The following is a 26,126-nucleotide window of genomic DNA, read 5'->3' on the forward strand; positions in this document are numbered from 1 at the left end:
TGGGAGAGTAGGACACCGCCGGACTTAACTTAGAAACACCAGAAAAGCCATCCCTCACGGGATGGCTTTTCTGCGTTAACAGCCACCCCGGGTGGTTGTTATGCGTTAACACACGCTTCACGAAAGCCCCTCCTAGCCCCGGGCAGCGCCGGGCAGGGCAGGGCAGGGCAGCGCAGGATAGGGCAGGGCAGGGCAGGGCAGGGCGGGGTGGCGGGATACTCGCTCCTCAGCTCAAACATTCGGGTGGTTTTGGGGGCTTCCGCGAAGAACGTGCGGAAACCCCCAAAACCACCCGAAAACTCGACACCCCGCGAATATCCCGCCACCCCGCCCACAACATGAACGAATTTGTTGCGTCACGGTTGGTGCAGTCCAATCTCATGTTGCGTTACGCAAGCGTCCGTTTGTGGCGGGGCACTTTCCCCGCCGACGCTGGCGGGAGGGGGAAGGCGCGAGGTTGAAGATGACGCTGTTCACGTCTTCGGGCAGGGGTTTACTTTTTTGAGAAATCATTCGGTCGGAGGCCCGCGATGCGATGTGCATGAGCCTGGAGCGTGTCCTCGTCGATGTGTACCCCGATGTCCGTAAAGCGCTGACGTAGAGCGGTGAGAACGTGCTCCTCGTCATGACCGGCCAGATCAGCTTCTTGTTGCATCAGGATCCCTGCAGCTTTGGCGTCATCCGGTTGGAAATGTTGGTCCTGAACCGGTTCGTCTTGGGTGCCGCTGTCGTCGGTCATTTTTTCCTTCTTTTCATCGGATTCGCCACGAGCATTGCGTGTAAACGCGTCAAGGAGCGAGCGATCGTGCCAAGACGTTCATCAGCGCGTATTGAAGCCACGGTAGTCCCCGAAGTTGAAGCTGACCAGTGCCATGCGCTTCGCGGGGAGCTTTGCTGGTGCTTTCATCGTGACAAAGGAGGCACGTAGTATCGCCGATCGCGCCAGCGTTTTCGCATGCATTAAGGCATTCATGAGTGGGCATCGTGGCGCGTAGAGTTTTCGCGTGGGTCGCAGTACTACTCACGATGGTTCGTGGAGCGGGAGGCATCGTTGCCGCGCCGGCCAGCGCTTGAACCGAACCCGGCCTCCCATCCCATTGGTTGGAAGGGCCGGGTTCAGTCGGTGGGCTCAGCAGGGCAGATTACTCGGCACGTGCCACAAACCGCACCGCCATGGCCTTGTAGCCGGGGGTGTTCGATTCTCTCGCTACGAGCTCGCGGTGCATCAACGCGTTCGCCTCCGGGAAGTACGCCGCCACACAACCGCGTGGAGTCGGATAGAACACGAGACGAAAGTCGTCCGCGCGGCGTTCGGCACCCTGGAAGGTACTGATCACATCGACCGCGGCACGATCAGAGAAACCCATTTCTATCGCATCTTCGGCATTGATCAGAATCACCCGGCGACCGTTGGAGATGCCGCGGTAGCGGTCGTCAAGACCGTAGAACGTGGTGTTGTACTGGTCGTGGCTGCGCATGGTCTGCAAGATGAGGTGGCCGGCCGGCGGGGTGAGGTATTCCAGCGGGCTCACTGTGAAGCGGGCAAGACCGATGTCGGTCTTGAAGCTGCGGGTATCTCGTGGCGGGTTCGGCAACACGAAGCCGTTCTTCGTCTTGAGTCGGGCGTTGAAGTCAGTAAAACCTGGGAGAACCCGCGAGATGTGGTCACGGATGACGTCATAGTCGTCAGCCATCGCCTTCCAATCGATGACGTGGTCGGCGCCGAGGGTGGCGTTAGCCATGCGGGCGATGATCACGGGTTCGGCCAGCATGTGGTCTGAAACCGGTTTCAGGCGTCCCTGGGTGGTGCGCACAACGGACATGGAATCTTCGACACTGAGCACCTGACGGCCACCCGGATGTTTGTCATCGGTATCCGTGCGGCCGAGGGTGGGCAGAATCAACGAGGTCAGTCCGTGGCGGACGTGCGACCGGTTGGGTTTGGTCGACACGCTCACTGTCAGGCCTACCCGCTGCATCGCTGCCTCGAGTAGATCGGTGTCCGAGCATGCCAGCGCGAAGTTACCACCCATGGAAATGAAGACGTCAACATTGTTGTTCTCGAACGCGTCCACGGTGTCGACTGAGTCGAGGCCATGTTCGCGCGGGGATTCAATCGAGAATTCCTTGTCCAGGGCCGCGAGCATTGGCTCCTGCGGCTTTTCCCAGACGCCCATAGTGCGATCGCCCTGTACGTTGGAGTGTCCCCGCACCGGACACGCCCCCGCGCCGGGCTTGCCGAAGTTTCCCTGCAGCAGGAGCAGATTGATGATCTCCTTGAGCGTGTTTACGGAGTGCGGCTGCTGCGTGAGTCCGAGGGCCCAGCAGATGATGGTGGCTTTGGAGTTGACCATCATCTGAGCAACCGTGGCGATTTGTGTGCGTGACAGGCCGGTAGCGGCTTCGGTCACCTCCCAGTCGATGGTTTTGCGGGCGGCCCGATAGGCGTTTATCCCATCGGTGTTCTCAGCGATGAAGGAGTGATCCACGACGGAACCTGGCACGCGCTCTTCCTCTTCGAGTAGGAGGTGACCGAGTGCCTGAAACAGGACCAGGTCGGCGCCGACCTTGATCTGCAGAAATTCGTCGGCGAGGTTGGTACCGCTTCCGATCAGTCCGGAGGGGGTCTGCGGGTCCTTGAAGTTGAACAGTCCCGCCTCGGGCAGCGGGTTGATGGCGACGATTTTTCCACCATTATCCTTGCAGGCGGCCAGGGCGGACAGCATTCGGGGATGGTTTGTGCCGGGGTTCTGGCCGACGACGAAGATGAGCTCGGCCTGATGGATATCGTCAAGCGAGACCGTGCCCTTGCCGATGCCGATCGTTGGGTTCAGCGCCGACCCCGAAGATTCGTGGCACATATTTGAACAGTCCGGCAGGTTGTTGGTGCCGATGGACCGCGCAAAAAGCTGGTACATGAACGCCGATTCATTGGCCGTTCGACCCGAGGTGTAGAAGACGGTGCGCTTCGGAGTGCTCTCGCGAATCTTCTGCCCAACGAGCTCGAAGGCATCGTCCCAGCTGATTTGCGAGTAGTGCGTGTCACCGGGACGGATGACCACAGGGTGGGTGATACGGCCCTGATTGCCCAGCCAGTATTCGGTCTTGGTTGCGAGCTCCTCGACGGAATGCTGCGCCCACCAAGACGGACTTACCGTGCGGGTGGTGCTCTCCTCGGCCACGGCCTTGGCGCCGTTTTCGCAGAACTCAGCTGTTTTTCGGTGCCCTTGGGATTCGGGCCAGGCGCATCCGGGGCAGTCGGTGCCGTCACGCTGATTCAGGCGAAGCAATGAGCGGGCTGTGCGGGACAGTCCAGCCTGAGCAATTCCACGGTCAAGGGCCACCACGACGGCTTCGAGGCCCGCTGCGTGAGTTCTTGGCTTCTTAACGACGAGATTGCTTTCGTTGATGTCATTTACCGGTGCTGCACGTTTCATATGTCCATCCTGCTCCTAAAAATGAATCGTCGCGACAATAAAACCCCGTAAAAAATATTTTCAACGCGGTGGACATGCATTATTTTCAGGCATCTGTTTTTCACAAAAGCCATCCGCATCACAGAGTTCGCATAGGAGTCTAAATGCGGTTATCAGTGGGGGCGTACGCTTCTGTTGATATGCGATGTCTGGATCTGGGTCGGACTGAACCGGGATCGACACCCGCTGGGCGCGACCAAAACCCACTGTGGCGGAGGAAATTCGGACGCGTTATCAGATGTAGATAGAGTCGAAATCGTTCTCCGCTCCTTCCAGATCGGGAGCTGGTATTTGCGTAGCGCTCACTTAGCTGATAGGACTAAATAGCTGAGTGGGTAACGACGGGACGACAAAACGCCTGCTGAGAGTGATGTTTCGCTATTCGTGAAAAAGGACGCCTGAGAGCGGCTGAACGCGAATAGCGACCTGAAATGTCACGCTGGCCGCTGGCGTCCCGCAGTGAAATCCGCGCCTCAAGCCCAATTCGCATGCCACGAATTCTTGTGGTGCCTGCAGTTAGGCCAGTGTTGACAGGGGCGCACTTAGTCTGTACACAAAGTGAGTGACGATGAGATAACAATCGATCGCGGGTGTTTCCGATTTCATTTTTGACAAACCCCTCTTAGGCTTTATTTTTGACAAACTCCTCTGCGGGATCCCAGAGTGGGATTAGCGATGGGCCGCGCGCCATGAATGTTTTAAAGGGGGACTTACCCATAACCATTAGAAGGGTAGAACTATGTATTCATCAGCCACTGTGACCGGTGGAACGACCAAAAAACCGACGGCGGGGCGATGGGGGATCGTGATTGCAGCGCTTTTGCTGCAGTTCTCGATTGGCGCTGTCTACGCGTGGAGTGTGTTCAGTTCAGCATTGCAGAGCCCGGATGCCATGGGACTCACCAATCCGGAAGCATCTTTGCCATTCACCGTGACAATCGGCATGATTTTCATCGGCAGCTACATCGGTGGGAGGATCCAGGATAAGAAGGGGCCGCGGCCGGTGGCCCTGGCCGGAGGCACCATCTATGCCTTCGGATGCATCCTCGCCTCGTTCGCGCTCTCGCATGACAACACCCAGCTGTGGCTCCTGATCCTCGGCTACGGAGTCATCAGCGGATTCGGCCTCGGCTTGGCGTACATCGTACCGATTGCAATGTTGCAGAAGTGGTTCCCAGACAAACGCGGTCTCATCACCGGACTTGCCGTAGCCGGCTTCGGATTTGGAGCGGTCCTGACCGCACCCATCGCCCAGTGGTTGATCGCTATGACTCCGACGGAACCGAGCCGGGCTTTTTTGCCTCTTGGCATCGGTTACCTTGTGCTCGCGCTGATAGGCGCGGCATTCTTCCGTAACCCGCCTGCCGGATACGCGGTTCCAGGTTGGGTGCCTGCCTCCACAGGTAGGGCGCACGACAGCTACAAGCAGTTCACCGAAAAAGAGGCACTACGGACACCGCAGTGGTATTTTCTGGCGGGAATTCTCACCCTCAACGTCACTGTCGGCATTGCGTTGGTCGCCCAGGCCAACTCGAGTGCGATCGACATCGCCGGTTATAGCATCGGCGGTGCTGCCGCGCTCGTCGGAGTGTTGGCGCTGTTCAATGGAGGTGGCCGTGTTTTTTGGGCATGGGTTTCTGGGAAGACCGGTCGGATGACGACATTCGGTCTGATGCTCGGCCTGCAGGGTATCTGTTTGCTGGTCATTCCCCACGCCAGCAACGCTGTGCTGTTCTTCGTCCTCGCCGCCATCGTCTATCTCTGCTTCGGCGGCGGGTTCGGCACGATGCCCGCAACGGCGGGAGACTTCTTCGGAGTCAAACACGCTGGTGCGATCTACGGGCTCATGATCATCGGGTGGAGCCTCGGTGGGATCATCGGTTCACCAATCATCGCTGCTCTCATCGGCGCGGATAAGGACTACACGCTGGGGTACACCGTCATGGGCATTATTGCCCTGACGTCGTTGATCGTCCCCATCATCACTAAAATGCCGCGACCGAAGGCTGACGCGTTGAAGCCAACTGCCGCGTATTCGACAGCCGAAGCGTCGAAGGTTGTCAACTAGCAAGAAGCGAATGGGTTTCGTTTCGGATCAGCGTTTACAAACAGCTGACGACCTCAATCTATCTGTCTGTTTTTGCGGTGCGTGTGCGTCGAGTGGCTCCTATGGAGTGTGTCGCCCGATGAAGTCATCGATCAGATGCACGACGGTGTCCAGCTGTTCGTCCAAGACGAAGTGCCCGGTGTCGAGCAGGTGCAGTTCAGCAGACGGTAGGTCGTCAAGATACGCGCGCGCCCCTGATTCAGAAAAGAACTGATCGTTACGGCCCCAGGGCAATAGCATGGGGGGCTGGTGCTCGCGCATCCACGCTTGCCACGCGGGATACCGTGCGACGTTGGACTGATAGTCATAGAGCAAATCCAGCATGATCTGGTCTCGTCCAGCTTGATCAAGCCAGTGTTGGTCCAAGGTCCAGACGTCCGGATCGACGAAATCCGGATGCGCGGCCCCCTCGAGATGTTGGGAGCGCGTTGCCTCGGCTGTAAGCGCTCCGCGGATGACAGGCTCCATTTCCTTCTGATTTATCCAGTACTGAACCACCGGCTGCATATTCGGTCCTAGTCCGGACTCGTAGGCGTTGCCATTTTGTGCAATGACTCCCTGTATCCAATTCGGATGTCGCGCCGCGATGCGATACCCGATAGGAGCGCCGAAGTCGAAAACGTACATGAAGAACGCGTCGATGCCGAGGGTGACCAGAAATGCTTCGATAACCTCGGCGACGTGATCGAAAGAGTAAACAAAGTCCCCGCCGTCACTACTCGAGGTGGGAGCGCTGCTGTAACCGAACCCCGGGTAATCCGGTGCAATGAGGTGCACCCGGTCGCTGAGCCGATCCATCAAGTGCGCGTACTGGTGCGACGCAGCAGGGAAACCGTGCAGCAGAACGAGCGTCGGCGCGTCCGCGGGGCCCGCCTCCCGAAAGAAGATCTCTAGCCCATCGACGGAAATGGTGCGATGCCGCACCCCCGTGAGTTGATCAGTTTCCGTTGTGAATTCGGCCATACTGTCCTCGTTTCGCTCGTCTATGCCTACAATTCAGACTTTCACTCGCGGTAGGTTGTGTCAACACGTCCACGACGTGCTGCCGTGCACCCTCGTTGATCACTCTTCCGGTGGGTACCAGACACGGTCACCGTTGACCTTGGCAAAGCTGGTCAGGGTGTGCGGCTTGGTCGAGGTTGGGCTCATGATGTCGGCAACCTGAAGGCCCCGCGCCAGCAACGCATCTCCGATCAGTGATCGATGACAACGCCAGGGCACGGCCTCGGCACACATGATCGCTACGGTCTGCTTCCTCGCCAGCGCCATCAACTCATCGACACCGGCAACGAACTCGGGCGTTTGCATGTAGTCGGCGTAGTTGCGAAAGCTCCTGTTACGCCACGCTCCATTGATAGATGCTTCTGCCACCGGGGTGTGCCGTAGCCCGCCGAGGTCGGCGAGTCGCTGATAGTCGATACCTGCCTTCGGCATGCTGGCGATAAGTTCGTGTTCCCCAAATTGCGGGTTGTGACGAGACCCCGGAACGGTGCGCACGTCGATGAGTCGTTCGACACCGTGTCTATTCAACATTTCAACGAACTCCTCAATGGGATGAGTCGAGTGCCCGATCGTGTACACACAGGTTTCAGCCATGCTCCCATTGAACCGCACCTACTACAGCCCGCATCAGGAATATCAGATGTGTGCGCCCGACACTCGGTTCCGCAATAACGGGGAACCCCTGGACGTTGGCCATCGCCCTGTTGCCATGCTGAAGCCGTCGCTAACCTGATCAGTGCAGGAGGCTTGCTCGTTGCGGTTCACCGGGTCACACGAGCTAGGCGCGGATATCCCCGATAACACCGCGGCCATAGGTGTCCGTGAACGAACGGAGAAAGCATGCAACCGATCCCGAACCGTTCCGACCATTCGCGCGCGATTAACACTGCAGGAGCGAACGGTGTCCCACTGACAGTGTCAGTGCCGGCCGGCGTAGCACGGGCTGGAATCATCGTGCTCCATGAGGTGTGGGGCCTCTCCGCGCCAGTTGCCGATCTCGTCGTTCGACTGGCCGACTGCGGTTACATCACCGCCGCGCCGCACCTCTACCACCGCATCAAAGACCCCGTCGTNAAGCCCGCCGGTACCACAACACCCTCACGACGGCAGGGCTCACCTGTGACATCGAGAGCGCCCAGGCCTGGATTCGCGCCCAGGGAGCACAGAAAGTAGCGATAATAGGTTTCTCCATGGGAGGCACCCTCGCATTGTGGGCGGCAGCAACACTGCACATCGATGCCGCAGTCACCTTCTACGGCGCCAACTTGGCGTCTCCACGCTGGCCTGGCATCCTCAGTGGAATCGATGCCGCACGCGTGCTCAAGGCACCCTGGCTGGGAATATATGCCGGCAAAGACGCCAGTACCCCCGCCCGTGACATTCAACGGATGCGCGAAATCCTGACCCACAGCATCACGCAATCCGTGGTGGTGGTGTACCCCAAAGTTCGCCACGGCTTCGCCCTGGACCCGGACCTTCCACGCCACGCCGCAGACGAGACAGCAGACGCATTCAAGCGAACGGCCCTCTTTCTGAAAACCTATTTACGCCAGGCCAACCAGCCGTCTCCGTAAAGATCGCTACCAATCGTCGACACCACTCAGAGAGCGCCCCTCCGTCAGATGAACACGGTCATCGACGTGAACGAGCAGGAATACGGGTCGAGTCGATCTGTCAGCAAATGCAGATGGGTTGCCGATATCACCTACATCCGCACGTTCTCGGGCGGGGATACATTCCACGTATCGAGGAAGAAACCGATTTTCACACTCACCAGCCCGCTATCATCCGTATCAAACGGGCCCAACCGAGTCTCCGCAACCCGGCGCTTGTCGGGACGGATGCTTCGGCCTCTGCCTCATCCGTCGTCTGGCGTTAGATCAGATCGGCGTGGTGGGCGGCGGCCACGTTGGGGTGGGCGCGCAGGCGGTAGCGCAGCGCGTTGTCACCGTAGGTGGTTTGGAGAATGGGACTGTTGGTCGGGTCGGCGGAGAGCCCGCGGGCCTCGCGAGACAGGCCCTCGTCGAGCTGCAGCCTCGGCATTACGGTGTCGAGTGCTGGATTGAAGAAGAACGGCACGGAGATGCGGTCGGAGCCGTCTTCAGGGGAGAAGACGCGGTGCAGGGTGGCCTTGAGGTAGCCATCCGTTGCCAGCTCGAGCATTTCGCCGATGTTGACGACGAAGGCGCCCTCGAGCGGGGGAGCGTCGATCCACTCGCCGTCGTGTTCGACTTGCAGACCGTCTTTGTGCGGTTCGACGAGCAGCAGCGTGAGAACCCCACCATCGCGGTGCTCGCCCACACCCTGCGCACGTACAGGCTGGCCGGGATAACGCACGATCTTGGTCAGGAGAAAAGCGTTCTCGGCGAAAGCGGCGTCGAAGACGTTCTCGGGGCTGCCGAGGGCGAGTGCCCAGGCGCGCAGCAGGCGAAGCGCGATGCGGCTCAGCTCTGCATTCCAGCGCAGAGCGACGGTCTTCAGCTCAGGCAGGGACTCCGGCCAGAGATTCGGGCCCTCAAGGCGCCAATAATCTGGAGTTCCAGCGGCGAAGGGCACGGGCTTGCGGTCTACCCCGATGTCGATTTGTTCACGCCAGTCGATGGCGTTGGCGGTGAGCTCCCCACCGACGCGGGTATAACCACGAAACTGGGGACTGTGGATGTTTTCCAGCTTGAGTTTCTGCTCGGCCGGCAAGTCAAAGAACTTACGAGAGACGGCGAGAAGTTCCTTTGTCAGCTGCGGGTCGACGCCGTGGCCGGTCAGGTAGAAGAACCCGACCTCGTGGGTGACGCGCAGGAGTTCAGCTCGGAATACCGCAGCTTCGGCCTCGCCAGCGTCGAGTTGAGAGAAATCGAGGATTGGTAGTGAAGGCACCATGTTTCAAGTCTGACACCGGGCAGGCCACGTCGCGAATTATGACGACTCCGAGCCTTCGCCATCGTCAAATTCACTCCGGGACGTGTCGGGGTGAAGTCGGACTTGACGAAACCGGGCATGCCAGCTGCTGCCTGCGGCGTATCGCTCGACCCACACGCGATGACGACATCAGCGGTTGGGGAAGCCGTGGGGGAGGCCGGTCAAGATCGGGGCCAGGCGCGCCAGGCGCTCGCGCTCGAGGAGGAGTGCGGTGTATTCGCGTTCTCGGCGCACGGCGGCGACTCCGATGAGGAAGGACTCAGCCGGAGCATCGGGCAGTGGGGAGACGAACGGAGTGACCTCCGCCGAGAGGGTCTGAGCCAGACGTTCGCGGGTCAGGGCGGTCAGGTGAGGTGACTGCCGAAGGTACTGGGCCACCCGCCGCGCCAGCTGGTCGGGCAGCCTGGCAATATCAACGGTCTGCGACCACGGCAGCAATGCTTCGGGCATCGGGCGCGGGATCTCTTTGTTGCGCTGGACGCGCTCGTGCTGGCTGTACGTGCCAGCCAGGAGGTCGCCGAGGCGCTTCGATCGGCCGTTGAGCAAAGCTGTGATGGCGGCGAGCCCGCCGAGCGTCATGATGATCTCCAGCACCCCGGTCAAGGCCCGAATGAATGCGTGGCGCAGGGAGATCGCTCCGCCGTCGTCGCGTACGATGCGGGCACCGATGGCGAGCTTGCCGAGCGATCGACCGTGAGTGAGGGTCTCGACCAGCACCGGCACGATCAGTACGGCGAAGACGAGCGCGGCAATCGAGATGGCCTGGGTGAGCGCCGAGTCGGTATCGCCCGCGATGGTCATAACTAGGGCCAGCATAATGAGCAGGTACAGGGCCAGATAGGCGATCGTGTCGATGATGGAGCCGGCGGCGCGCAGAATGACGCTGGCGGGGCGTACGTCGAGCGCAACTGCCTCGCCGGTGACGAGCTCGTCGTCGCGAATCAGATCACTGTGACGGTCGGCACGATCGGCGGGACGCCCGGTCTCGTTCATGTCTACTATTGAACCAGATGGATCTCGATGCTTACACGGCCGCGCATCGCGCCGACTGGGACCGCCTGACCGAGCTCGGAGCCCGGCGGGAGTTGAGCGGTGCCCAGTCCGACGAACTCATCGAGCGCTATCAGGCCGGTGCCACCCAGCTCTCAGCGATCAAGTCCACTGCCGGGTCGACTCTTGAAGGTGACCGCCTGTCGGTCGGTCTCTCTCGTGCCCGGCTGCGTTTCACCGGCGTGAATGCCAATGTGTTGGCGCAAATTCCGCGATTTTTCGTCGCCCAGTTGCCGGCGGCCCTCTATCGGCTGCGCTGGCTCACGCTTGTGGTCGCCGTGGTGACCTTTCTCGTCGCCGGATTGTACGCGGTGTGGGCCTACAACGATCCAGAGGTGCTCGCGAATCTGGGAACGGAGACCCAACTCGCCCAGCTGGCCAACGAGGACTTCGTCGGCTATTATTCGGCGAACCCTGCGGCGTCATTCACTGGATTTGTCTGGACGAACAATGCCTGGATCGCCGCACAGTGCATCGCCTTTGGCATCACCGGGGTCTACGTTCCGTTCATTATTTTGCAAAACGCCGTGAGCCTCGGCACCACAGCAGCGATCATGTTCGCCTATGACAAGGGTGACGTATTCTTTCTCTACATCGCTCCGCACGGGCTGCTCGAACTGACCGCTATCTTCGTGGCAGCGGCTGGTGGACTGCTCATTTTCTGGGCCTGGATCGCCCCCGGTGCCCGCACCCGCGGGCAGGCGCTCGCCGAAGACGGCCGTGCGCTGTTCACGGTGGCCATCGGTCTCGTTTTCGTGTTGCTGGTGTCGGGCATCATCGAGGGATTCGTCACTCCGCAGGCGTGGCCATGGCCGATCAAGATCGGGATCGGAGCCGTCGCGCTCGGCGCATTCCTGACGTACATGATCGGGGTCGGCGGCCGCGCCACTCGCGCCGGTGAAACCGGCGACCTGAGTGAGTTTGAGGCCGGAAGCACCCGCATCTACGCTGCCTGACACCTCGCCTCGCTGCCGATTGCCGAAACTAGACGCTATCGTCTCTGGTCGTCTCTGGTCGTCTCTGGTCGTCTCTGGTCGTCTCTGGTCGTCTCTGGTCGTCTCCACGGTCTTGAGTGGCGGGAGTGGTGTTGACGCGGACGGCGCCAAGGGTGTCCCCGCAGCCGTTGGTCGTCAGAGCCGGCCGGCAGCCTTGAGGGCGATGTAGCGGTCGGCCAGGGCCGGCGGGAGTTGCGCGGGCGAGGCGGTGACAACATCCGCTCCCAGCCGACGGATAGCAGCCGATACGCGTGCCACGTCGAGCAGGGCCCGTTCCGCCGCCGCCGCCCGGTAAATTTCGTCGCGACCACCGCGGGTGGCTGCGGCGAGCACGGTGGCAGGGTCGAGCACGGAGGCCACGATCACCGTGTGTCGTTTGGTGAGCTGGGGCAGCACCGACAACAGCCCGGTCGACGCCCCCGCGGCGTCGATCGAGGTGAGCACCACGACCAGGGCATGCTGGCTCGTGATGGACCGCACCTGCCCGGGAACGGCGGCCCAGTCCATCTCGATCAGTTCCGGGTCGATCAGGGCCATGGAATCGACCAGCTGCGAGAGCAGGGCGGCCCCGCTGGCCCCCTGCACACGGCCGCGCACCCGGCGGTCGAACGCGAGAAAATCTACCCGGTCGCCGGCAACCGAGGTGAGAGCGGCGAGCAGCAGGGAAGCCTCGAATGCGGTGTCGAGGCGTGGCTCGTTATCGACCCGCGCCGCCGAGGTTCGCCCGGTGTCGAGCAGAATGATGACGCGGCGATCGCGCTCCGGTCGCCAGGTGCGCACCATCACATCGTTGCGCCTGGCAGTGGCCCGCCAGTCGATCGAGCGCACGTCGTCGCCGCGCACGTATTCGCGCAGCGAATCGAACTCGGTGCCCTGCCCGCGCACCATCACGCTCGTGCGTCCGTCGAGCTCCTTGAGTCGCGTGATTCGTGCGGGCAGGTGTTTACGGGCATGAAAGGGCGGCAATACCCGGATGCGCCCCGGCGCGTTCAGCGTGGCCTGGCGGTTCCACAGGCCGAGCGGCCCGCGCGAGCGCACCGTCACCTGTTCGACCCGTCGTTCCCCGCGCCGAAATGGTGTGAGCGTGAGCGAGACGAGCCGCCGTTCCCCGGACGGGATCACGACGCGGCTGCGATTGCGTCCGGCGCCTGCCGACGGCTGCCAGGCATCCCGCACGACGCCGACCAGGCGGCGGCGCCCGGTGTTGGTGAGGTACAGCTCGCTCGTGACGGATTCCCCGAGTCGGACCCGGGCGGGCAGCATCCGTTCGACCGTCACGGCACGCGGAGACGCCGCCAACGCGAGGTCAAGGCCGCCAAGCACGAACACCAGCAGCAGCCAGAGAAAAAGAACGCCGGTGGCGGCCGTAGGATCGGGCCCGAACAGCACGATAGGCACCACCCCGAGGGCGAGGAGAAGAACGAACCGTCCGCTGAGCGTCATCGTTAGATCGGAACCTGAACCTGCTGCAGCACGCCGCGCAGAATGGCATCCACCGAGACGCCCTCGAGTTCGGCCTCCGGGCGCAGCTGCACCCGGTGTCGCCAGACCGGCAACGCCATCGCCTGCACGTGATCGGGCGTGATCGAGTCGTATCCGCTCAGCCAGGCCCACGCCTTGGTGGCGGCGAGCAGCGCGGTCGTTCCGCGGGGACTGACCCCGAGCTTGACCGAGGGACTCGTGCGCGTGCCGCGGGCCAGGTCGACGATGTAGGCGAGCACATCCGCACTCGAACCGACCCGGGCCACCGCGGCCTGCGCCGCGGCAAGTTCGACCTGTCCGAGCACCGCGCTCACCCCGGCCCCGGCCAGGTCGCGCGGATTGAAACCGGCAGCGTGGCGGCGCAGTACCTCGATCTCATCGACCCGTTGGGGGACTTCGAGCACGAGCTTGAGCAGAAACCGGTCCAGCTGCGCTTCCGGCAGCGTATACGTGCCCTCGTACTCGATCGGGTTCATGGTCGCCGCCACGATGAACGGCTCCGGCAGCTTGAGCGATTCGCCGTCAACGCTGACCTGGCGTTCCTCCATGGCCTCAAGCAGTGCGGACTGCGTCTTCGGCGGCGTCCGGTTGATCTCGTCGGCGAGCATGATGTTGGTGAACACCGGGCCCTGCCGAAACTCGAACTCGCCCGCGCGAGCATCGTAGATGAGCGACCCGGTCACGTCCCCTGGCATCAGGTCGGGCGTGAACTGGATGCGCTTCGTGTCGAGGCTCAGCGCGTGGCTGAGCGTACGCACGAGCAGCGTTTTGGCCACTCCGGGCACGCCCTCAAGCAACACATGGCCGCGCGCGAGCAACGCGATGATCAGCCCGGTCACCGCGCCGTCTTGCCCAACGACGGCCTTTGTGACCTCTAAGCGCACCCGGTTGAGCGCGGCCCGCAGTGCGGCGGCATCCTCTGCGGTCGAGGGCACCGCAGCTGCGAGCGAGTCAGCGGGCGTGATTGGGGTGGCTGGAGTGGTCATGGGTCCATTCTTTCGGCTGGAGGGGGTGGTAATTCCTGAGAAACGGATGCCGACGCCCGAGCAGCCGGCGCGGCCCCGGCTCGTACGGCCTGACCGGTCGCGTGTTCGAGAGCCTGTAAAGCGTCGGAGAATGCCATCAGCTGCGCGTCGGATTTGGGGATCGCGTCCACTAACACTCGCCGCACGTCGTCGGGAGTGCGGCCGGTGAAATGGGCGACCGAGCCGACGACCTCCTCCAGATGCGCGAGGCGGCCCAGGCCAACAGCGAGGGCGAGTCGCTGCACAGCGCCGACCCGCAGGGCGTCCAGCGCCCTCAGCCGGGCATTGCTGCGCGCGTACAATCGGGCGCGACCTTCCATGGTCTCGCTCGCTTTCACCGTGACCGGCAGGTTCTCGGCCACGAGCGGTCCGAACCGCGCTCCCCGCCAGAACGCGGCGGCGGCCGCGGCGAGTATGAGCAGAACGAGCACCGGGGTGACCCAGCCGGGCATCAAATCGGCGAGTGACGGAGGCCCGGTGCGGGGCAGATCGGCCAGTGTCGGCAGGTACCAGACCAGCGAGTCGCTCGGCCCCAGTAACCCGAGTGCGAGCGCCGCATTACCGTAGTCAGCGATGTGCTCATTATTGAACAGGCGGGCGTCGGGCACGACGGAGATGATCCCGCCGGTCGTGTCGTTCTGCACCTGAACCAGCGAGAAAGTGTTGGTGTCGCTGGCAAAACAACCGGTGAGAAGCAACTGCCCGCTCCCGGGCGGAATGGACAGGGTGTCCCCGCCCGGTGACAGTTCCCCCGCTCGATTCGCGGTCGGCACAGAGCAGTCAGCGGCGAGAGTGTCGGATTCGGACACACCGCCAAAGCCCACGGTCGGGGCCAGCGCCTGAAGAGCCAGAAAATCCGGTGCCGCGACAACGGTGCGCGTGGCGAGGTCACCCAGTTCGCGCAGCTGCGACTGATCGAGGTAGCTGTTCTCGTCGTACAGGAACACGGTTGAATTTGGTCCGACTGCGCCCCGCACCTCGGCCAGGGAACTGGCGAGAGTCACGGTGACACCCTGCTGGCGAAGCACCTCCACGAGCGCCATCGAGCCGGCCGGAGCAGCGTTGTCCCCGGCAAGCGCTCGGCCAGCCGCCTGGCTGCCGCCGGACACGAGCACGGCGACAATCGCGGTGGCCAGAATGCAGGCAGTGGCGATCAGCCAGAATGAGGAGCGGCCCAGCAGCGCTCGCAGGGTCGGGGTAGCCACGGTCGTGCTGTCGGCAGTACCAGTCAAGCGAACAGGCGCATCGGTTGGGGAACCGAGCGTTGCGCTCATGACCGACCCGCCTCGGTCAGTGGGGCGAGTATGGCGGGCGCCGCAGCCCGTAATTCAGCCTCGAGCGCGGCGAGGGCGCGGTAGTCGGGCTCGAGACCGACCTGTTCGAGGTAGCGCACCCGATCAAAGGTGTCTGCAGCGCGGGCCAGTGCCGGACCGTGGGACGGAAACGCCAGCTGAGCCCGGGCAGCGAAATCATGCGCGGTCGTGCCGGGCGTGACTGAGAGCACCGTGCGTTCAGCCAAGCCGCGGGCCAGGGCGCGAAAAATCTCCTCGCAGGCCAGGCTCCAGTCACCGCGACCGGCCGCCGCGTCGGCCGCCGCACGCATCTCGGAGCTGCTGCGCTGGTCGATCGCGCCGAACAGGTCGAGATCTGCCCGGCGGCGCCTGGCCAGTTTTGGCGCGCCGAACAGCAGCCAGCCCGCCACGAGCACCGCGAGCACGAGCACGGCCGCGACAATCGGAACCCAACCCGTCAGGCTGCCGTCGCCGCTGCCAGCCAGCGAATTGAGCCAGTCGAGAAAAGCCTGAGACGCCCGGTCGAACCAGGTCGGCCGGGCCGCTGCATACGGGGCTTTAACGAGCTCTTCGCGCAGCCACTGGCGGGCGTCTGGCGCATCAGGAACCACCGGAACATCATGCGGCACGCCGAACGTGAAGCGGTCGAGGAGTGATTCGACCATCGATCCGAGCTGCGCCAGGCCCACCTCGGTCATACCGCCGAGTATCCGCCGGACACGGTTGGCGCCAGATACGGGTCGGGTACGTCGCCGCCCTGCGCTGCCGATTCGACGTAGCGGGCCAGCTCAAGGTCGAGGCCTTCCTTGCGCATGCGCAGGTCGAGATAGACCAGCGCTATGGTCGCTGACTGCACAACAGCCGCCACCGCCGCTACGGGAATGGCGATAATCAGGCTGATGACGGTGAGGATGATGGACGACTGCTCCATGAACGCCCCGGCCGGGTCGACGAGCGTAGTGCCGATTCCCATGAGCAGCGACACGGGCATGCTGATGATCTGGCTGATGACCTGCACGATCACGGTGATCAGCAGCAGAATGCCCAGGGTGCGCCAGAAGTAGCCGCGCGTCAGCGACCACGACCGAATAACGGATGCCCGCAGGCCCAGCTCCTCCAGCACGATCAGGCTCGGAACCACACTGGTTTTGGTGAAGAGGAATGCGCTCGCAGCCGCGAGCAGCAGACCGCCGAAGACACCGATGAGAACGCCGGCGACGAGGCCGACGGCACCGCCGACGCTGATCAAGAGCACGACGATGCCGGCCAGCACGGCCACGCCGACGAGCAGCGCACCGCCCAGCAGCAGGGTCCACAGGGTCAGCGGCCAGAGACGAGTCGCCGCCCGGCGCCACAGAGTGCCGAGCCGCAGTTTCTCGCCCAGGGTCGCGCGGGCCACCTCGACCACGATGACGGCCTGCAGCAACGCAGAAGCGATGAGCGACAGAGCGATCGGAATGATGGCAGACAGCAAGCCGGCCAGCACCGAGCCGGCTATGACGGCATCCTTTTGGTCGAGCGGGGCGCTGTCAACGCGGTCAAGGGCCCAGAACGTGACGAGCCCGACGATGACCACGGTGACGAGCATAATCACCGCCTGCACGATCAGACCACTACCGAAGGTGGCCTTGGGATTGCGGCGCAGGACCCGGAAAGACGCGCCGAGCAGCGTACCGAATCCGATCGGCCGCAGTGGAATCAGTCCCGGCTTGGGCGGAGGCGACCAGGCCTGGCCTGGGTTGCTGCCTGGAAAGGGTCTATTCGAGTGCGGCGCGCTCTGATAGGGCGAGGACGGTGTCGCCAACTCCCCATAGCGCGGTGGAACGGGGGCGTCGGGGGCTAGCCAGGGGTCGGTCACCCTTCAATGCTGGCACAGGTCGATCGAGAAATGCGCTCGCGAGCACTCTGTCAGCGCACTCAGCTACTCTTATGCGAGACTTTGCCCTACTCATCGGGCAATCTGCTGAGCGAACGACATCAGAACACACGGAGCTGACGTTCTGGAAAGAGACCCATGACTGCACGTATTTTGGTTATCGATGATGATACCGCCCTGTCCGAGATGATCGGCATCGTTTTGCAAGGCGAGGGCTTCACGCCGGGCTTTTGTGCCGATGGATCGCTCGCCTTCGAAGCGTTTCGTACCGAGAAGCCTGACCTGGTCTTGCTCGACCTCATGCTGCCCGGCCTCGACGGCATCGAAGTGTGCCGGCTGATCCGCGCAGAATCAGGGGTGCCGATCATCATGCTCACCGCCCGGTCTGACACCACCGATGTGGTCAAGGGGCTCGAGTCCGGCGCCGACGACTACATGGTCAAGCCGTTCAACCCCAAGGAGCTCGTCGCCCGCATTCGCACACGCTTGCGCCCGCCCGCTGTCGACGGCGCACTGGCCCTGCACATTGGTGACCTCGTGGTGAACGCAGTCGGCCACGAAGTCACCCGCGGAACGGCGGCGATCAACCTCACACCGCTCGAGTTCGACCTGCTGCTAGCCCTCGCCTCCAAACCCCAGCAGGTCTTCACCCGCGAAATGTTGCTGGAGCAGGTCTGGGGTTACCACTACAAGGCGGACACCCGGCTCGTGAACGTGCACGTGCAGCGGCTGCGATCCAAGGTTGAGCACGATCCCGATAATCCCAAGATCGTCATGACGGTGCGCGGCGTCGGCTATCGCGCCGGTACGATCAGCTAGAAATCGCAGACCAGAGATGTCCTCCCGGCGACGCCCAGAGAAACGGTTTCCGAAACCGTGCCTCAGCTGACCTATTGGAGCAGGCCGCGCAACTGGCCGAGGCTCGTGCGCGCGTCGTGGCGCTCGTCCCTGCAATTTCGTACGGTGACGATCTCCGTAGCGCTGTCCGGGCTGGCCATTCTGGTCGTGGGTGTGTACATGTCGGTCAGCATCGGTACTGACCTGTTCCAGTCGCGGCTCAGCCAGGTCCTGCTGGAATCAGACCGTGCGAGCAGCTCCGCGCAGAGCCTCTTCGATTCCTCCGATGCCACCGACCGGGTCGAGGTGCAGAACCTGCTCAGTTCGGCCCGCACCTCGATCTCCGCTGCCTCGTCGAGTCGACTGGTCGCCGTGCTGCGGGTGCCTGGCCAGGATCCGTCGACCGTCGCGCCGCTGGATTCGTCGACGTTTGGGCAATCGACCGGCGTGATCGGAGCCGACCTGCGCACCGAGGTGCAGGCGAACGACGGTGATCAATTTTGGCAGTCCGTCACCCTGACCGGTGACGAGGCCACCACCATGCCCGGGATAGTGGTCGGGTCGCAGATCACGGTTCCCGTGGCCGGCCGATACGAGCTGTACATCGCCTACAGTCTGCAGGATTCCGAAGCGACGCTGCTCTTCGTGCAGCAAACGCTCGGGGTGGCCGGTGTCGCGCTCGTCCTGCTGATCGGGGCCGTATCGTGGATCGTCGTGCGCTTCGTCGTCACGCCATTGCGGGTGGCCGCCGAGACGAGCCAGAAACTTGCCTCCGGCGACCTCGAAGTGCGCATTCCCGAGAAGGGCGAAGACGTCATCGCCACGCTTGCCCGCTCGTTCAACGGCATGGCCGACAGTTTGCAGAGCCAGATTCGTAAGCTCGCCGACCTGTCCGAGGTGCAACAACGGTTTGTATCGGACGTCTCGCACGAATTGCGAACGCCGCTCACGACCATCCGCTTGGCCGGTGATGTGCTCTATGACCAGCGGGCGACTTTTCCGCCAGCCACCAGCCGCACCGCTGAGTTGCTGCACACCCAGGTGGAACGCTTCGAGTTGCTGTTGAGCGACCTGCTCGAAATCAGCCGGTACGATGCCGGGTCGGTGGAACTTGAGAGTGAACCGACGAATCTGGTCTATCTCGCCGAGGACGCCATCGACAGCTTGAAGTCACTGGCCGAGTCGAAGGGGAGTGACCTGCGGATCGTAGCGCCGGGCGGGTATCTCAATGCCGACGTCGACCCGCGACGCATCCGGAGGGTTCTGCACAACCTCATTGGCAACGCCATCGAACACGGTGAGGGTAAACCCGTCGTGGTGTCAGTCGACAGCGACGCGAACGCGGTCGCGCTCGCGGTACGGGACTACGGGCTCGGCATGACCCAGGCCGAAGTCGCGCACGTGTTCGACCGGTTTTGGCGTGCTGATCCGTCTCGCCAACGCACGATCGGGGGCACCGGACTCGGACTGGCCATCTCGCGTGAAGACGCAAGCGTGCACAACGGCTGGCTACAGGTCTGGTCGAGTCCGGGCGAGGGGTCGTGTTTTCGGCTGACCCTGCCGCGCACGGCCGGAGTTGTACTCGAATCGTCCCCGATCCCATTGCCTCCCGACGACGCAACGGCCGCATTGGGCGACGTCGGGCATGTGCTTGGAATGGGCGGAGATCAGCATGACTGATCGCAGAGCGCGTGGTTCACTCTGGCGGGTCGCTCCGGCGCTGTTGGTGGCCGTCAGTCTCGCCGTTGGGCTCGGTGGCTGCACCGGTATTCCACGCGACGGTGTCGTACACGCCGGCAATGACATTGCGCCAGACGATAATCCGGCCCCGGTTTTTCTGCCGGCGCTACCGCAGAAGGACGCCTCGACGGAGGCTATTCTGCGCGGCTTCATCGACGCGTCGTCAAGCCCGGAGAGCAACTACGACATCGCCCGGCAGTTTCTGGCTCCGGCGTTTCAATCCAGTTGGGACCCCACCTCGGGCGTCACCGTCGACAACGGTTCAGGGCGCACCCTGACCGTCATCGACGAGGCCACCACCCTCGTGGCGGTCACGCCGATCGCCGAAGTGGACCAGTCCGGGGAATACCGCGAGGTCGACGCGAGTCCGGTACCGTTGCGCTACGAATTTGCGCAGATCGGTGGCCAGTGGCGCATCAGCGCGGCTCCGGATGGCACGGTGATTGACGAAAACACCTTCAATGAGGTATTCAGCGCCCAGCCGGTCTATTTTTATGATCCGGGATTTCGGTTTTTGGTGCCGGACCTGCGCTGGTTTCCGCGCGGCGCATCCGCTCCGACGAAACTGGTCAACGCGGTCTTGAACGGACCGAGCGCCTGGCTGACCGGTGCCGTGGCCACGGCGTTTCCGCAAGGTTCCGAGCTCACCGCCGATGCCGTGCAGGTTGTCGGGCGTCAGGCCATGGTCGATCTGAACAGCGAAGCCCTCAACGCCGATCGGCAGACCCTCCAGCGCATGAAGGCGCAGCTGGCGGCGAGTCTGCCGACGGGCCTGACAGTCGAAATCACCATCGACCAGAACTCCCAGGCCATCACTGCTCTGGAATCAGGGGCGCCGCTCGTGGATCCGCGGGTAGATGCCCGGGCGCTCGTGCTGCGCGGTGACGAGTTCGGTTTTCTCGCCGCGACCGGGCAGAGCGTCACCCTGCTGGATGGGCTCTCTGAGCCCATCGCCCAGCTGGCTCCGACCGCTGTGACGCTCGCATCGGGCCAGGGATCGGCGGCCGTACTCACCAGCGACGGCGTCTACGTCGTTCGGGCCGGCGATGAACCCGAGCTGCTCGATGCGCGCGCGGGGCTGCTCGCGCCATCGATCGACAATGACCGCTTCGTCTGGTCGGTGCCAGCTGACGATCCAAGTGCTCTCGTCGTCTACAGCCCCACCGGGGAAGCAACCCTGCTGCCTACCCCGTGGCCAGAGGCCACGTCGATCGCGGCACTGAAAGTGTCCCGAGACGGCTCTCGGCTGATCGCACTCCTCGGCACCGGTTCTGAGACCCGATTCGTCATCGCCTCCATCATTCGTACCGGCGCGGCGCCGACCGGGATCGGTGCGCCAGTACTGCTGGCGTCGGGTGGCGGAGTCGGCCGTGACGCAACCTGGATCAATGAATTGACCGTCGCCTCGCTCAGCACGCTGCCCAGCGGCGAAGCCCGCGTCGTCGCGCAACAGATTGGTGGCGTCAGTACCATTCTCGAATCCCCCGTGAGTAGCCGGTTCATTGTCGGCAGCAACTCGGTGCGTGATCTGCGAGCCCTCACTGACAGCGGCAGCCTCGCGGTGCAACGTGGAGCAGGCTGGCAGGCCCGAATCGGCGGCGTGACCTTGCTTGCCACCCAGCAAGGCCTCGGCGGCTGAGCAACCCGCCGCTTCTCCCCAGGAGGCGCCGAGGCGCGCTTATCCACCGCTGATGCGTTCGGGCCGGCCCTGCCGCTACCTCGCGGCACACTGGGGCCATGAGTCGACAGCTGCGCGCGCGTCTGGCCGCTGCGAGCCGGGATGCCTGGGCAACCGTGCTACCGACCGAGTGCAGTGGCTGTGGTGTCGTCGACCGCGCCCTCTGCGCCGAGTGCCGGCGGGCGCTGGTGCCTTCCGTGCACCCGGTCGTCCGCGACGACGCCGTCATCTGGGCCGCACTCACCTACGAGGGCGCTGCCCGTCATGCGATCGCGGCTTACAAAGACGGCGGCCGAACGGATGCCGCCGCCGCGCTCGCCGGGCCGCTGCGGGCGGCCATCGTGGCCGCGCTGGCCGCCGTGCCCGCTGGCCGCCGGGGTCGTGGTGCTGCGCGTTATGATGCCGGCCCCGGAATCCAGCTCGTGACCATCCCGTCGTCTCGTCGGGCCTGGCGTGTTCGGGGCTACCACCCGGTCGATGCCCTGCTGCACCGCGCCGGCCTGCACCCATTTCCGGCGCTCGCGCAGCGCACGGAGGCGCTCGACCAAGTGGGCCTCGGCCGGGCGGCGCGGGCTGCGAACAAGAGCAACAGCCTCGTCGCCAGGCGTCCGCTCGATGGGATGCTGGTGATCCTGGTCGACGACATCGTCACCACGGGAGCGACCCTGCTCGAGGCGCGCCGCGCCGTGTCTGCTGCCGGCGGTGCCGTCGTCGGTCTGGCCACACTCGCGGAAACACGGCGTCTGCTGTCCCCGTAATCGCACTCTGAGCAAACTCGTCGACAAATACTGTGACTTATTCCACTCCCACGGCTACGGTGGAGACAAAGGCGTGCACTGATCGCCCGGTTTTGGGCGGTCCGCCAAACTGGAGGTCGTCATGGAAACTAACATCGTCGGACGCAACCTTGGGATCACTGATCGCTTCCGGGATTACGCGACGGAGAAGGCCGAGAAAATTGCTCTTCTCGCCGATAAGGCCCTCGCCCTCGAGATCAAGGTCAGTCGACACCACGAGAAGAACGGGGCGGCCGTCGGCAACGACCGGGTCGAACTCACCCTGATCGGCAAGGGTCCGTTGGTGCGGGCCGAAGCGGACGGATCCGACAAGTACGCCGCTTTCGACGTGGCGCTGGGTCGTCTGCTCGAGCGTGTTCGTCGCGCCAAGGACCGCAAGAAGGTACACCGCGGCGGCGCCCATCGGCCCATCTCGCTCCACGAAGCGTCCGCGGTCGGCTTCAGCGTCATCGACATCACACCGGCCAACCCCGAGACGCTCGAGCGCGTGCGCACCGGTGCGATTCCTATCGTGCAAGCGGATGCCCCCGAGGCCTCCACCGAGGAGGATTACTGCCCCGTCGTCATCCGTCGCAAGGTTTTCGCGGCGGCCCCCATGTCCGTCGATGATGCCCTCTACTTCATGGAACTCGTCGGCCACGATTTCTACCTGTTCCAGGACATCGAAACCAAACGAGCCAGTGTGGTCTACCGCCGCAAGGGCTGGGACTACGGAGTGATCGAACTCGACGGCTCGGTCGGCGAGCTGCAGGAGGCTGTGCCCGTTACCAGCGGGCGTGCCAACTGACCAACTAGCATTACCTTAGCCGCCGACCAGGTCGGTGCTCTGGCATCTGCCAGACGAGAGGCGCAGGCTTGTGCTGTGGCAGTCCGATTGGGCTGCCACAGTGCGTGCCTGCACCGTTTGACTAGTGGAGTACATTCGTGGCGTCAATTCTTGAAAAGGTTCTTCGTGTTGGTGAGGGTCGCGTTCTGCGCCGCCTGGAAAACTACGCGAAGGCCATCAACGCGCTGGAAGAAGACTTCCACGAGCTCACCGACGAGGAGCTGAAAAACGAGACCGTTACCCTGCGGGAACGGTACTCCAACGGGGAATCGCTCGACGATCTGCTGCCCGAGGCGTTCGCCGCAGTGCGCGAGGCGAGCACTCGCACCCTGGGGCTGCGGCACTTCGACGTGCAGCTGATGGGTGGAGCCGCCCTTCACCTTGGCAACATTGCCGAGATGAAGACCGGAGAGGGCAAGACCCTCGTCGCCACCACCGCTGCCTACCTCAACGCCATCAGCAGCCGCGGTGTGCATGTCATCACGGTCAACGACTACCTCGCAAGCTACCAGAGCGAGCTCATGGGCCGCGTTTTCCGTGCCCTCGGTATGACGACCGGATGCATCGTCTCGGGTCAGACTCCGGCACAGCGGCGCGAAATGTATGCCGCCGACATCACCTATGGCACCAACAATGAGTTCGGCTTCGACTACCTGCGCGACAACATGGCGTGGCAGGCCAGCGATATGGTGCAGCGCGGGCACTACTTCGCCATCGTCGACGAAGTCGACTCGATCCTCATCGACGAGGCTCGTACCCCGCTGATCATCTCGGGGCCGGCGTCGGGCGAAGCTAACCGCTGGTTCAACGAGTTCGCCAGCCTGGCCAAGCGTCTCATCGCCGACGAAGACTTCGAGGTCGACGAGAAGAAGCGCACCATCGGCGTGCTCGAGCCCGGCATCGAAAAGGTCGAGGATTACCTCGGCATCGACAACCTCTACGAATCAGCCAACACGCCGCTGATCTCTTTTTTGAACAACGCCATCAAGGCGAATTCTTTGTTCAAGAAGGACAAGGACTACGTCGTCATGAACGGGGAGGTGCTCATCGTCGATGAGCACACTGGCCGTATTCTCATGGGACGCCGCTACAACGAGGGCATCCACCAGGCGATCGAGGCCAAGGAGGGTGTCGCCGTCAAAGCCGAGAACCAGACCCTGGCCACCGTGACCCTGCAGAACTACTTCCGCCTGTACTCGAAGATCTCCGGCATGACCGGTACGGCCGAGACCGAAGCCGCTGAGTTCATGAGTACCTACAAGCTCGGCGTCGTGGCCATTCCCACCAACAAGCCGATGCAGCGCATCGACCAGTCCGACCTGATCTACAAGAACGAAGAGTCCAAGTTTCGTCAGGTCGTTGAAGACATCGCCTTGCGCCACGAAGCCGGCCAGCCGGTTCTGGTCGGCACGACCAGCGTCGAGAAGAGCGAGTACCTGTCCCGCCTGCTCGCCAAAATGGGTGTGCGACACGAGGTCCTCAACGCGAAGAACCACGCCCGTGAAGCCGCGATCGTCGCGCAGGCCGGTCGACTCGGCTCGGTGACAGTCGCCACCAACATGGCCGGCCGCGGTACCGACGTGATGCTCGGCGGGAACGCCGAGTTCCTCGCTGTTGCCGAGATGAACGCGAAGGGCCTCAGCCCGGTAGAAACACCTGACGAGTACGAACTCGCCTGGGACGACGTATTCACCGCTGTCAAGGCCGACGTCAGTGAAGAGGCCGAGAAAGTCATCGCTGCCGGCGGCCTCTACGTGCTCGGTACCGAACGGCACGAATCACGCCGCATCGACAACCAGCTGCGCGGACGCAGTGGACGCCAGGGGGACCCGGGCGAGAGCCGGTTCTACCTCTCGCTCACCGACGACCTCATGCGCCTGTTCAACGCCGGCGCAGCCGAAGCTCTGATGGGCCGCTCGGGCGTGCCAGACGACATGGCGATCGAATCCAAGGTGGTCAGCCGCGCCATCCGCAGCGCACAGTCACAGGTCGAGGGTCGTAACGCCGAGATTCGTAAGAACGTGCTCAAGTACGACGACGTTCTCAACCGCCAACGTGAAGCCATTTACGGTGACCGTCGACACATCCTCGAAGGTGACGACCTGCATGAACGCACCCAGACTTTCCTCACCAACGTCATAGACGAGGTGCTCGACGTGCATGCCAGCGACGGCAACGGCGACGACTGGGACTTCGACGCGATGTGGACCGAACTGAAGACCCTCTACCCGGTGGGACTGACCATCGACGAGGTCGTTTCTGAGGCCGGCGACAAGGGCCGAATCAATCGCGATTTCATGCGCCGGGAGATTCTCTCCGACGCCAAGCTCGCCTACTCACGTCGTGAAGATTCCCTCGGTGCCCCCGCGATGCGCGAACTGGAACGTCGTGTGGTGCTCTCGGTGATCGACCGCCGCTGGCGCGACCACCTCTATGAGATGGACTACCTGAAAGATGGCATCGGGCTGCGTGCGATGGCGCAGCGCGACCCGCTGGTCGAATACCAGCGCGAGGGTTTCGCCATGTTTCAGCAGATGATGGGCCAGATTCGCGAGGAGACCGTTGGGTTCCTGTTCAACCTCGACGTTGAGGTGACTGCCGGTGCTGGTGCCGTCGACGGGCCGGCCATCGCGGGAAAGGGGCTCAGCCCAGCTGACTCATCGGACGAGAAGCTCAGTTACACTGCGCCGAGCGATTCCGGCGGAGTCGAGGTGCGCAATCAGCGCGGCCAGATTCAGCAGGCTGCCACTGATCGGGCCAGGCGCACGGCGACGATCGCGGCGAGCGATGACGAGGCGGAAGAAGTAGCCAGCCCGCCCCAGCGTGGAGCGTTTGGGCAGAAAACCGAGGGTGCCGCACCGGTGAACCGGGCCGAGCGCCGCGCCCAGGGCAAGAAGACGATCTAGCCCCGACGCACACCGACGATTGTGCCGACGATTGGGCCGGCAACGCACGCCCATTCGTGGGCGAGCGTTGTCGCACGGTTCGTGAGCGGGGCATCCGTCTGCTGGCGGAAATGCCCGCGCA

Annotated in this window: 20 protein-coding genes and 1 pseudogene; 10 read left to right on the forward strand and 11 right to left on the reverse strand. The window is 63.1% G+C overall.

What is annotated here, in order from left to right:
* Positions 1 to 493 precede the first annotated feature (493 nt).
* A complete protein-coding gene (locus tag CXY83_RS06620; protein WP_104196595.1) occupies positions 494 to 739 on the reverse strand; it encodes a hypothetical protein in 246 nt (81 codons plus the stop codon).
* A 403-nt stretch (positions 740 to 1,142) separates the two neighbouring features.
* The gene (locus CXY83_RS06625) at positions 1,143 to 3,437 is read right to left on the reverse strand and encodes an FdhF/YdeP family oxidoreductase (RefSeq protein WP_104196596.1); all 2,295 of its coding nucleotides are present in this window, start codon (positions 3,435 to 3,437) and stop codon (positions 1,143 to 1,145) included.
* A 778-nt stretch (positions 3,438 to 4,215) separates the two neighbouring features.
* On the opposite strand from CXY83_RS06625, the gene CXY83_RS06630 reads away from it, so the two are divergent.
* On the forward strand, positions 4,216 to 5,544 hold the full coding sequence (locus tag CXY83_RS06630) for an OFA family MFS transporter (protein WP_104196597.1): 1,329 nt from the start codon (positions 4,216 to 4,218) through the stop codon (positions 5,542 to 5,544).
* 99 nt (positions 5,545 to 5,643) lie between these two features.
* Here CXY83_RS06630 and CXY83_RS06635 read toward each other — a convergent pair whose 3' ends face one another.
* Entirely contained in the window at positions 5,644 to 6,546 is a 903-nt protein-coding gene (locus CXY83_RS06635) for an alpha/beta fold hydrolase (RefSeq protein WP_104196598.1), read from the reverse strand.
* Between the two features lie 99 nt (positions 6,547 to 6,645).
* Positions 6,646 to 7,179 carry a DUF488 family protein gene (locus CXY83_RS06640; RefSeq protein WP_104196599.1) on the reverse strand — a complete coding sequence of 178 codons (534 nt, stop codon included), beginning with the start codon at positions 7,177 to 7,179 and terminating at the stop codon, positions 6,646 to 6,648.
* Between the two features lie 246 nt (positions 7,180 to 7,425).
* Here CXY83_RS06640 and CXY83_RS18575 point away from each other — a divergent pair.
* Both CXY83_RS18575 and CXY83_RS18080 read left to right on the forward strand, forming a co-directional pair.
* Positions 7,426 to 7,644: pseudogene (locus tag CXY83_RS18575) on the forward strand (dienelactone hydrolase family protein); the annotation flags it as partial.
* The gene (locus CXY83_RS18080; protein ID WP_104196600.1) at positions 7,554 to 8,159 is read left to right on the forward strand and encodes a dienelactone hydrolase family protein; all 606 of its coding nucleotides are present in this window, start codon (positions 7,554 to 7,556) and stop codon (positions 8,157 to 8,159) included. The pseudogene CXY83_RS18575 and the gene CXY83_RS18080, both read left to right, overlap by 91 nt.
* 301 nt (positions 8,160 to 8,460) lie before the next feature.
* Here the strand turns inward: CXY83_RS18080 and CXY83_RS06655 are convergent, their stop codons facing one another.
* Entirely contained in the window at positions 8,461 to 9,462 is a 1,002-nt protein-coding gene (locus tag CXY83_RS06655; protein WP_104196601.1) for an isopenicillin N synthase family oxygenase, read from the reverse strand.
* 168 nt (positions 9,463 to 9,630) lie between these two features.
* Positions 9,631 to 10,494, reverse strand: coding sequence for an RDD family protein (locus CXY83_RS06660; RefSeq protein WP_104196602.1), 864 nt, complete (start codon positions 10,492 to 10,494; stop codon positions 9,631 to 9,633).
* A gap of 17 nt (positions 10,495 to 10,511) precedes the next feature.
* Between CXY83_RS06660 and CXY83_RS06665 the strand changes: the two genes are divergently transcribed.
* A complete protein-coding gene (locus CXY83_RS06665; RefSeq protein ID WP_104196603.1) occupies positions 10,512 to 11,507 on the forward strand; it encodes a stage II sporulation protein M in 996 nt (331 codons plus the stop codon).
* A 174-nt stretch (positions 11,508 to 11,681) separates the two neighbouring features.
* Here the strand turns inward: CXY83_RS06665 and CXY83_RS06670 are convergent, their stop codons facing one another.
* From CXY83_RS06670 to CXY83_RS06690, 5 genes are read right to left on the reverse strand one after another with little or no spacing between them, the layout of a single operon-like run.
* Positions 11,682 to 12,989 carry a DUF58 domain-containing protein gene (locus tag CXY83_RS06670; protein ID WP_104196604.1) on the reverse strand — a complete coding sequence of 436 codons (1,308 nt, stop codon included), beginning with the start codon at positions 12,987 to 12,989 and terminating at the stop codon, positions 11,682 to 11,684.
* Positions 12,990 to 12,991: 2 nt separating this feature from the next.
* The gene (locus CXY83_RS06675) at positions 12,992 to 14,014 is read right to left on the reverse strand and encodes a MoxR family ATPase (RefSeq protein ID WP_104196605.1); all 1,023 of its coding nucleotides are present in this window, start codon (positions 14,012 to 14,014) and stop codon (positions 12,992 to 12,994) included.
* Positions 14,011 to 15,327 carry a DUF4350 domain-containing protein gene (locus CXY83_RS06680; protein WP_104196606.1) on the reverse strand — a complete coding sequence of 439 codons (1,317 nt, stop codon included), beginning with the start codon at positions 15,325 to 15,327 and terminating at the stop codon, positions 14,011 to 14,013. Before CXY83_RS06680 ends, CXY83_RS06675 begins: the two co-directional genes overlap by 4 nt.
* Positions 15,324 to 16,043: a DUF4129 domain-containing protein gene (locus tag CXY83_RS06685; protein WP_104196607.1), complete on the reverse strand. Its 720-nt coding sequence runs from the start codon at positions 16,041 to 16,043 to the stop codon at positions 15,324 to 15,326. Before CXY83_RS06685 ends, CXY83_RS06680 begins: the two co-directional genes overlap by 4 nt.
* Complete coding sequence (locus tag CXY83_RS06690; protein WP_104196608.1) at positions 16,040 to 17,203, reverse strand: glycerophosphoryl diester phosphodiesterase membrane domain-containing protein; 1,164 nt, start codon at positions 17,201 to 17,203, stop codon at positions 16,040 to 16,042. The genes CXY83_RS06685 and CXY83_RS06690 overlap by 4 nt, the downstream gene beginning before the upstream one ends.
* A gap of 156 nt (positions 17,204 to 17,359) precedes the next feature.
* On the opposite strand from CXY83_RS06690, the gene mtrA reads away from it, so the two are divergent.
* From mtrA to secA, 6 genes are all read left to right on the forward strand, one after another.
* Positions 17,360 to 18,040 (forward strand): MtrAB system response regulator MtrA, encoded by a 681-nt coding sequence (mtrA, locus tag CXY83_RS06695; RefSeq protein ID WP_104196609.1) that lies wholly within the window; start codon positions 17,360 to 17,362, stop codon positions 18,038 to 18,040.
* Positions 18,041 to 18,097: 57 nt separating this feature from the next.
* A complete protein-coding gene (gene mtrB, locus CXY83_RS06700; RefSeq protein WP_199184912.1) occupies positions 18,098 to 19,738 on the forward strand; it encodes an MtrAB system histidine kinase MtrB in 1,641 nt (546 codons plus the stop codon).
* Positions 19,731 to 21,437 (forward strand): LpqB family beta-propeller domain-containing protein, encoded by a 1,707-nt coding sequence (locus CXY83_RS06705; RefSeq protein ID WP_158251856.1) that lies wholly within the window; start codon positions 19,731 to 19,733, stop codon positions 21,435 to 21,437. Before mtrB ends, CXY83_RS06705 begins: the two co-directional genes overlap by 8 nt.
* Positions 21,438 to 21,535: 98 nt before the next feature.
* The gene (locus tag CXY83_RS06710) at positions 21,536 to 22,234 is read left to right on the forward strand and encodes a ComF family protein (protein ID WP_104196611.1); all 699 of its coding nucleotides are present in this window, start codon (positions 21,536 to 21,538) and stop codon (positions 22,232 to 22,234) included.
* Positions 22,235 to 22,355: 121 nt separating this feature from the next.
* Positions 22,356 to 23,060: a ribosome hibernation-promoting factor, HPF/YfiA family gene (gene hpf / locus CXY83_RS06715; RefSeq protein WP_104196612.1), complete on the forward strand. Its 705-nt coding sequence runs from the start codon at positions 22,356 to 22,358 to the stop codon at positions 23,058 to 23,060.
* A gap of 137 nt (positions 23,061 to 23,197) precedes the next feature.
* A complete protein-coding gene (gene secA, locus CXY83_RS06720) occupies positions 23,198 to 26,005 on the forward strand; it encodes a preprotein translocase subunit SecA (protein WP_104196613.1) in 2,808 nt (935 codons plus the stop codon).
* Positions 26,006 to 26,126: the final 121 nt, after the last annotated feature.

The sequence above is a fragment of the Cryobacterium sp. M15 genome (genome assembly GCF_002929675.1).
In the GTDB taxonomy this organism is placed as follows: Bacteria; Actinomycetota; Actinomycetes; order Actinomycetales; family Microbacteriaceae; genus Cryobacterium; species Cryobacterium lyxosi.

Excerpts from the sequence above, each read along its gene's own strand:
- CXY83_RS06625 (WP_104196596.1), bottom strand. The coding sequence starts at position 3,437 with ATGAAACGTGCAGCACCGGTAAATGACATCAACGAAAGCAATCTCGTC.
- CXY83_RS06630 (WP_104196597.1), top strand. The coding sequence starts at position 4,216 with ATGTATTCATCAGCCACTGTGACCGGTGGAACGACCAAAAAACCGACG.
- CXY83_RS06675 (WP_104196605.1), bottom strand. The coding sequence starts at position 14,014 with ATGACCACTCCAGCCACCCCAATCACGCCCGCTGACTCGCTCGCAGCT.
- CXY83_RS06655 (WP_104196601.1), bottom strand. The coding sequence starts at position 9,462 with ATGGTGCCTTCACTACCAATCCTCGATTTCTCTCAACTCGACGCTGGC.
- CXY83_RS06705 (WP_158251856.1), top strand. The coding sequence starts at position 19,731 with ATGACTGATCGCAGAGCGCGTGGTTCACTCTGGCGGGTCGCTCCGGCG.
- CXY83_RS06660 (WP_104196602.1), bottom strand. The coding sequence starts at position 10,494 with ATGAACGAGACCGGGCGTCCCGCCGATCGTGCCGACCGTCACAGTGAT.
- hpf (WP_104196612.1), top strand. The coding sequence starts at position 22,356 with ATGGAAACTAACATCGTCGGACGCAACCTTGGGATCACTGATCGCTTC.
- CXY83_RS06710 (WP_104196611.1), top strand. The coding sequence starts at position 21,536 with ATGAGTCGACAGCTGCGCGCGCGTCTGGCCGCTGCGAGCCGGGATGCC.
- CXY83_RS06620 (WP_104196595.1), bottom strand. The coding sequence starts at position 739 with ATGACCGACGACAGCGGCACCCAAGACGAACCGGTTCAGGACCAACAT.
- mtrA (WP_104196609.1), top strand. The coding sequence starts at position 17,360 with ATGACTGCACGTATTTTGGTTATCGATGATGATACCGCCCTGTCCGAG.
- CXY83_RS06685 (WP_104196607.1), bottom strand. The coding sequence starts at position 16,043 with ATGACCGAGGTGGGCCTGGCGCAGCTCGGATCGATGGTCGAATCACTC.
- CXY83_RS06670 (WP_104196604.1), bottom strand. The coding sequence starts at position 12,989 with ATGACGCTCAGCGGACGGTTCGTTCTTCTCCTCGCCCTCGGGGTGGTG.
- CXY83_RS06680 (WP_104196606.1), bottom strand. The coding sequence starts at position 15,327 with ATGAGCGCAACGCTCGGTTCCCCAACCGATGCGCCTGTTCGCTTGACT.
- CXY83_RS06635 (WP_104196598.1), bottom strand. The coding sequence starts at position 6,546 with ATGGCCGAATTCACAACGGAAACTGATCAACTCACGGGGGTGCGGCAT.
- CXY83_RS06665 (WP_104196603.1), top strand. The coding sequence starts at position 10,512 with ATGGATCTCGATGCTTACACGGCCGCGCATCGCGCCGACTGGGACCGC.
- CXY83_RS06640 (WP_104196599.1), bottom strand. The coding sequence starts at position 7,179 with ATGGCTGAAACCTGTGTGTACACGATCGGGCACTCGACTCATCCCATT.